This is a genomic window from Escherichia sp. KCJ4928, from assembly GCF_004352695.1.
In the GTDB taxonomy this organism is placed as follows: domain Bacteria; phylum Pseudomonadota; class Gammaproteobacteria; order Enterobacterales; family Enterobacteriaceae; genus ECMA0423.
The window spans coordinates 1-255 of the sequence record NZ_SJWV01000840.1 but is presented as its reverse complement, the minus strand read 5'-3'; the positions used below and the strand labels follow the sequence as shown (position 1 = coordinate 255).

Below are 255 nucleotides of genomic sequence, written 5' to 3'. Positions count from 1 at the left end.
AGGGTCAGCCGGACGGTGATAAACGGTACTCATGCTGCAGGCAGCCAGCTGTCGTCCTGCCAGATTTCTTCCAGCAGAGACAGGATACGTTCTTTATCCTTGTCGTTGCGGGCTCCTGTGACAGATAGAGACGGGGCGCTGCCCTGGTCTATACGCAGCCAGATTTCCGGGTAGTGTGGTTTCAGACGTTGTTCGATTTCATTCTGTAGCGCCTGAAGTGTGCCTGATTTGAGGTTTTTTGTGCTCTGGCGGTCG

General features: G+C 54.1%; 1 protein-coding gene. It reads right to left on the bottom strand.

The window, feature by feature from the left end; all coding sequences use genetic code 11:
• Positions 1-29: 29 nt before the first annotated feature.
• A partial coding sequence (locus tag E0D98_RS27015) for a DinI-like family protein (protein WP_131891732.1) occupies positions 30-255 on the bottom strand: 226 nt, incomplete at its 5' end.